The sequence below is a fragment of the Chamaesiphon sp. VAR_69_metabat_338 genome (genome assembly GCF_031423935.1).
In the GTDB taxonomy this organism is placed as follows: domain Bacteria; phylum Cyanobacteriota; class Cyanobacteriia; order Cyanobacteriales; family Chamaesiphonaceae; genus Chamaesiphon.
Genome location: NZ_JANPGM010000454.1, coordinates 1 through 6,837 on the forward strand (window position 1 = coordinate 1; position 6,837 = coordinate 6,837).

Sequence of the window (6,837 nt, forward strand, 5' to 3'; positions counted from 1 at the left end):
AAGCGACCAAAATCGCGCTGAGGTTTCCCCAGCGTGCGTTTTGGTCAAGACATTGCCCTTAACCGATTGTATAAATAGGTATATTCAGATCTTGCCCCAACACATAGATACTATTGCTACGATAACTCGTGGGTACCCTAGATCTATGCTCCCAACTCCCAACTCCCAACTCCCAACTAGTCTTGACTAAACCACTCATTCTCGGCGTCACCGGCGCATCTGGCCTGATTTATGCCATTCGATCGCTCAAATATCTCCTCGCTGCTGACTATCACATCGAACTAGTCGCATCGAGATCTACATATATGGTCTTTCAAGCTGAAGACCAGATTAAATTGCCCAGCGAACCCGAAGATCAAGCCGAATTTTGGCGAGAGTTGGCTGGCGTGCCGACAGCGGGCAAACTTCGCTGTCATCGCTGGGGCGATGTCGGTGCGAATATTGCCAGTGGCTCGTATCGAACGCAAGGAATGATAATTATGCCCTGTAGCATGAGTACTGTCGGCAAACTGGCAGCGGGGTTGAGCGGCGATTTACTGGAACGGGCGGCGGATGTTCAACTCAAAGAAGGCCGCAAGCTGGTCATTGTGCCCCGTGAAACCCCCTTTAGTCTGATTCACTTGCGTAACCTCACAACTCTAGCCGAAGCAGGTGCGGCGATCGTCCCAGCTTGTCCGGCTTGGTATCATCAGCCCCAATCGATCGACGATCTGGTCGATTTTGTGATTGCCAGAGCTTTAGATCGACTAGATATCGATTGTATCCCGCTCAATCGGTGGAAATCGGAAGAGAGTTGAAAGTAGAAAGTTAAAAGTTGCCAAAAGGCAGGTTCCTAATAGTGAAGGGACTTGGATCGCGCTGGTTTGCAATCGATCGTGGCTTTAAGATCGCCAGTTGAAAGTCGATCGCGATTGGGTATTCGCTTGCTTAATTAACGTGAGTTTCTCCTAACGGAGAGGCTACGCCAACAGGTTAAAAATATTGGGACTGCCAACGATTTCCAGTCTCCAGGCAACTAATATCCCAAACTGACGTTAGTTATGGTTACTAATTTTCGATCGATGACTCTTAAATTGGTCTGAGTGCAGCCGCGATCGATCCAAGTGGTTATACCGCTGGTGAAAGTGTATCTATTCGATCGAAAGATGCTACGTTAAGGGGAAGTTTCTGCCAGCATCAAGTACTCAAAATGGTGCTAATAGACAGATATTCGCTCGTTTAAAGCCTATGAAAATTCTTATTGCCCTATTCTTACCGATCCTGTTAGGGATTGTGGTGGGATCGAATTTATCACCCACGATCTCGATCGTTATTTTTAGCCAGCCGACAATCTCTTTACCAATTGGGGTCTGGTTGACGATCGCCATCGGTTTGGGATTGCTATCGAGCCTGACGATCCAACTCTTAATTGCGATCGACAGGCGGCAGCTCAAACGACAAGTCCGCCAGCTCCAGTCGCGATTGCAGCAGCAAGACACAGATTTTTTTAGTTATACTTCGCCAACTGAATCGGACAATTTATCCTCAGCTAAATCAGCAGATCCCAATGCCACAGATCCGCCGCCACCTGCGACCAAAACTAGTAGATTTAAAAGCTATCGATCGAATTTAACCGATCGATTTACCAACCGATCTTCAGCTCCGGCTAGTGTTGAGGATGATGGGGATGATTGGGACGAGCCGCCCCCAAATCGCGAACTAGACTGGGAAGATTCGCCCCCAGTGAGAACTCAAAGCACACGCTCCACAGTTGAGAACGAGCGGATGCCTGCTAACCGTAAATTTGAGACTCAAAGCCAACCAGCTAGTCGCGAAGTATATGATGCCGATTTTAGATTGATTCAGCCACCGTATAAAGAGCCGCTAACAACTGAATTTGATGATGAGCCGGATGCTGCTAATTTTGACGATCCTCCTCGCGATCGAGATCTAGATCGAGCCGCATCTTCCGTCCGATCGACAGATCCAGATCGCACGACACCTGCCAGCAATCTAAATGATGAAGATTGGGGATTTGATTTCGACGATCGGGAGCCTCCTGCTAGAGCAAATTGACAATCGATCGGTGTTAAATTCAAACTAAATTGGAATTTAATTGGAACTTTAATTATAATTAAGTGCATAATATACTAAGATAAAGTTAGCTTCATCATGACTAATATATGAAGTAAACTGTATATCTAGTCAAAAGTATCCGCCATATCCACTCATCAAACTATGCCTAAAGTCGATTCCGTCGCAGAAACAACTATCCCTACATCGCCACTTACTGGGAAAGCTCTGCTGCAAAAAGTTAAAGAACTTTCACATCTTGCCAAGCGGGAAACTGCTACACAGTGTGGCTACGTGAAAACCACCAAAGCAGGCGTTACCCGTACCGATCTATCGGGATTTTATGACGCGGTTCTCACAGCTAAAGGAGTCAAACTTGACGAAACCAGCAGAGATAATCGCGGTAAAACCGCTACTTATAAGGCAACGGTTCATAAAAATGGCCAATTGCTGATTGGCGCAGCCTATACCAAAGAAATGGGTTTAAAAGAGGGCGATACTTTTAGTATCAAACTCGGCTACAAACACATCCACTTGGTTCAAGATAATTAGCTCGAATGCTAGCAGCCGCAACAGTTATGATTCACGAATCGTAACTGTTGCGGCTGCTATTTTGTCGATCGCAGATCTTTAAAAAGTCCGCTGAGAACATTTATAGTTGAGATCTCCCACCGATCGCTCTAAATCTCCCGTTCGAGAGCGATAAAAACCACTTTTTCGGTGGGGACACCGGGGCGCAATCGACGAAGAGATCGTTACTCGATCGATCTTGGCTGCGGTTAAATCGCAGATCTTTAGTACCACTGATAGACCGGATATTTTAGCGATTTGGATTGTCACTAACGCGAGCGGACATCCTAGTCCCCAGCAGTTAGAAACCCACAACCGCTAGCATCATCTGTCGTTAGACATAATGCCGATCGAGCAACCAGAATGCTTGCCCAAGCTAATTACCATAATTGACATTCTCAGATCGAAAGCGGCGATCGCCAGAAATTGCCCCAGCGGTCGCCTATTTGCAGATTACAAGCGGATCGTTGGCGTAGCCTACCATAGGTAATCGACGCGATCTTTAGGATTGCGGTGAGATTCGAGTGGTTACAAAGTTAACAACTTCTGCCAATCCCTGCCCAGTTTTGAGATTGGTAAAAATAAACGGTTTATCGCCGCGCATTTTGATGCTATCTCGTTCCATAATTCCCAGATCGGCACCAACATGACTGGCAAGGTCGATTTTGTTGATGACTAATAAATCTGATTTGGTGATACCAGGGCCGCCTTTACGGGGAATTTTATCGCCCCCAGCAACGTCGATCGTGTAAATCGTCAGGTCTACTAATTCAGGGCTAAAAGTAGCCGCAAGGTTATCGCCACCACTTTCGAGAAACACGATCTCTAGATCGGTAAATTTTCGTTCCAATTGTTCGATCGCGGCAATATTCATCGAAGCATCTTCGCGGATAGCCGTATGCGGACACCCACCAGTTTCGACACCGACGATGCGGTCTGCGGTCAGTGCTTGACTATTGACTAGAAACTGCGCATCTTCTTGGGTATAAATATCATTGGTCACGACCGCCAACTGATAGCGATCGCGCAATTGTTTGCACAAGCCATCGAGCAAAGCAGTTTTACCAGAACCAACAGGCCCAGCAATACCAACGCGGAGAGGATTCATAAGGAGAGGGGATAGGGAATAGGGGATAGAGGATAGAATCGTACCGATTCAATTATGTTGAAGACTTACAAAGTTGTTTGAAAACTTTCTGTCGATCGACGACCTACACTTAAACACTACTACTCTATCCCCTATCCCCTATCCCCTATCCCCCATTCCCTAATTAGTGGTCTAAATCGCACTTTTCTTCCGAACACGAGACAGTAATTTGACCGATCGCGGCTTGTTTGTCGTACTTTTCCGTCTTGAGATAATCGTCATTACTTTCGGGATAATCACCTGCAAAATTCCGCTTGCCCACTGGTTTCGGACGAAAAGCTAAGCCATTAGGATGTTTGGAAAAGTTAATAAACTCTCGTGATTCGTTGTCTTTGCTCATCGAGAGCGTGGCATCACCATAGACAGAGACGGCCTGACCGATCGACGTTCCTGGCCCGACGCCTTGCTGCGTGCGGTAGTTAGGATTATCAGTCATTAAATGTTGAATCCGATCGGCATCGGTAAAATTGGTGCCAGTGGGATAGGGAATATAGTATTGTACGGTGCCACCTTTGGTCACGGCGATCGCATCGAAGCCTTCAATAAAATTGGTTTTGATGGGAAATTGCACCTGCATGCCGACTTTTTGTTTTAGCTCCTTGAGTGTCATCCCAATTTTGGCGTCACCAATGCCGACTGGCGTAATTTGTCGCGCTGTATCGATCGGGAGCTTTATTCTCTCGATCGGTTTAGTTTTGGAATTGGCTTTAGATTGAGTTGGCTCTGAAGGCACGATAATCGGGATCGGCGTCGGATTTGGATAGAGCGACTTGGGTAGCTCGGCAATTGTCGGTTTTGAGGCCGATCCTGGCGGTGGCGAAGCGATTGGGGTTTTCTGGACGGGGAGTGGTGTCGCGGGGGTGGCGGGTGTAGGGCTAGGTTGAAGTGTGGCGACGGGCGATGGCGTTGGGTTAGCGGCAATCGGTGTCGGGGTCGCCGTGGGTGTCGCCACTACAGTTGGCGGCTGGCTATTTTTTCCACAAGCAGTCAATAACCCGATCGCCACTAAACAAAGGCTGTGGTAAACTCGTCCTTTCATTGCTACTACTCAGCTAGCTGAACTTTTAAATAATACTTTAGAATCTCATTCTACCCCCAGTAAGTAATTGATAGCCACTGGCAAATGACAACATTGCCACAAAAAACGTCCACAAGCTCATCGGACGTAAGATAACACCACCACTTAAGAATACCAAAACTATCCCAATCGCGACCAAAACCCATCCAAAATGCCCCATTTGCTGCCGCCAGAAGGTCAGAGAACCAACTCCAGCCAAGATAGACAAGACCGATCCGGTGGCAGATATTTTATGCCACCAGTCGTAATAGTTTTGATTTGTAAAAATGATGTTCTGACCTAGAAAATAGATACTAACAATGATTAATCCTAATCCCAAAATGGTAGACATAAAAAATCTCCTGCTGTAGCCGATCGAGTAGTGATAATCTAGAATACCCAAATTGCCACGCCGGAGAATTGTGGCGATCGCCGACAGCCAGATTTGTTGTCGATCGATAGATTTCAATCGTCGCGCCTAGTAAGCTAATCTAGTGATAGCCTGTTGAATAATTCTGCGATCGGGTATCTAGAGTATGAGCAATCCTGAGACAGCTATCAACCCCACCCCAATTTCATTAGACATCGATCGTGCTAGGGCGAGTTTGCAGCAGAGTTTAGCTCGATATACCAACCTAGAGTTGGGCGCAGTTTCTCCCACCTTGCAAAGCGATCTAGACACCTTAGCGTACACGTTGACCAAGCTAGAGCAGACTAGTTATAGCATTGCCGTCTTTGGGTTAGTCAGTCGCGGCAAATCAGCAGTTCTCAATGCCTTAATCGGTGAAAAAATCTTAGAAGTGGGGCCACTCAATGGCGTGACCCGCTTTCCGCGACAAGTACGCTGGTCGCTAGATGGGTTGACTCAAATCGATCTGATCGATACGCCCGGTTTAGATGAAATCGATGGCGAAGCTCGCGCGACGATGGCTGCCGAAGTGGTAAATCAGGCCGATTTGATCTTATTTATCATCGCTGGCGATATTACCCAGCTAGAGTACCAAGCCTTGCGAGAATTGAGGCAAGCTCACAAGCCGCTATTGCTAGTATTTAATAAATCCGACCTGTATCCAGAACAGGAACGGCAAACGATCTATCAGCAGTTACAGAGCTTGAGTGAAGACAGTGTCAGCGACGAATTATTGCAGCGGTTATTATCCGCAGATGAGGTTGTCATGGTTGCCGCCGATCCGACCCCCATTCAAGTGCGAATCGAGTATCCCGACGGCACAAAAAAATATGAGTGGGAAAAACCCGCGCCTCAAATCGAACCGCTCCGCACCAAAATTCAAGAATTATTAGCCCGCGAAGGTAAGTCTTTACTGGCGATTAATGCCTTAGTCCAAGCTCGCGCTGCCGAATCGAGTTTGGCAAAAAATACCCTTACAGATTTGCAAGCCGAAGCCAACGATCTGGTGCGGAAATTTGCGGGCTATAAAGCGATCGCTGTTACCGCAAATCCGATCGCAATTTTCGATCTATTCGGCGGTGTCTTAGTGGATTTACTGCTGATTCGATCGCTGGCTAAGTTATATAATCTGCCGACGACTAAATACGAGCTGGTAAAACTACTCAACGGGATTGTCTTTAGCAGCGCGAGCTTATTGCTGGGTGAAGTAGCCACAGGTATCATCTTCGGCGTGGGCAAAACTACAGCACTGTTAGTCGGCTCTAGTCTGAATGTCGCTGCCATTCCTGGCTACTTAGGCGCAGGTGCCATCCAAGGTGCGGTTGCTGGTTACGGTGCCTATCGAGTCGGCAAAGCCGCGCAAATCTATCTGGCTAAAGGTTCTACGTGGGGTCAATTAGGTGCCAATACCGTCATCCAAGAAATCCTCGATCGCATCGATGACAAAACAATTATCTCGCGCCTGCGCGATGAGCTATTAGTCAAACCTAATCAAACTCCAGCAGATTTACCGTCAGACAGCCCCACATCCTGAGAGGATGTCTGAAAAGTCCAATTGCTTCGTTTACAGTGGGTAAATCCCCCTAAATCCCCCTTAAAAAG

Annotated in this window: 8 protein-coding genes; 5 read left to right on the forward strand and 3 right to left on the reverse strand. The window is 47.2% G+C overall.

Translation table 11 applies throughout. From position 1 onward, the window contains the following. Positions 1–182 precede the first annotated feature (182 nt). The 4 genes from RMO84_RS12545 to RMO84_RS12560 all read left to right on the forward strand — a co-directional run bounded on the left by RMO84_RS12545 (position 183) and on the right by RMO84_RS12560 (position 3,112). The gene (locus tag RMO84_RS12545; RefSeq protein WP_310488789.1) at positions 183–797 is read left to right on the forward strand and encodes a flavin prenyltransferase UbiX; all 615 of its coding nucleotides are present in this window, start codon (positions 183–185) and stop codon (positions 795–797) included. Positions 798–1,227: 430 nt separating this feature from the next. Then, complete coding sequence (locus RMO84_RS12550) at positions 1,228–2,055, forward strand: hypothetical protein (RefSeq protein ID WP_310488790.1); 828 nt, start codon at positions 1,228–1,230, stop codon at positions 2,053–2,055. A gap of 162 nt (positions 2,056–2,217) precedes the next feature. After that, positions 2,218–2,604: an AbrB family transcriptional regulator gene (locus RMO84_RS12555; RefSeq protein WP_310488791.1), complete on the forward strand. Its 387-nt coding sequence runs from the start codon at positions 2,218–2,220 to the stop codon at positions 2,602–2,604. Positions 2,605–2,965: 361 nt separating this feature from the next. Continuing rightward, positions 2,966–3,112 carry a hypothetical protein gene (locus RMO84_RS12560; RefSeq protein WP_310488792.1) on the forward strand — a complete coding sequence of 49 codons (147 nt, stop codon included), beginning with the start codon at positions 2,966–2,968 and terminating at the stop codon, positions 3,110–3,112. Between the two features lie 12 nt (positions 3,113–3,124). Here the strand turns inward: RMO84_RS12560 and ureG are convergent, their stop codons facing one another. The 3 genes from ureG to RMO84_RS12575 form a co-directional block, all read right to left on the reverse strand. Then, on the reverse strand, positions 3,125–3,730 hold the full coding sequence (gene ureG, locus RMO84_RS12565; protein ID WP_310488793.1) for an urease accessory protein UreG: 606 nt from the start codon (positions 3,728–3,730) through the stop codon (positions 3,125–3,127). Between the two features lie 163 nt (positions 3,731–3,893). After that, on the reverse strand, positions 3,894–4,808 hold the full coding sequence (locus RMO84_RS12570; RefSeq protein WP_310488794.1) for a hypothetical protein: 915 nt from the start codon (positions 4,806–4,808) through the stop codon (positions 3,894–3,896). Between the two features lie 37 nt (positions 4,809–4,845). After that, the gene (locus RMO84_RS12575) at positions 4,846–5,295 is read right to left on the reverse strand and encodes a hypothetical protein (protein WP_310488795.1); all 450 of its coding nucleotides are present in this window, start codon (positions 5,293–5,295) and stop codon (positions 4,846–4,848) included. Between the two features lie 67 nt (positions 5,296–5,362). Between RMO84_RS12575 and RMO84_RS12580 the strand changes: the two genes are divergently transcribed. After that, complete coding sequence (locus RMO84_RS12580) at positions 5,363–6,769, forward strand: GTP-binding protein (RefSeq protein WP_310488796.1); 1,407 nt, start codon at positions 5,363–5,365, stop codon at positions 6,767–6,769. The last annotated feature ends 68 nt before the right edge of the window (positions 6,770–6,837 follow it).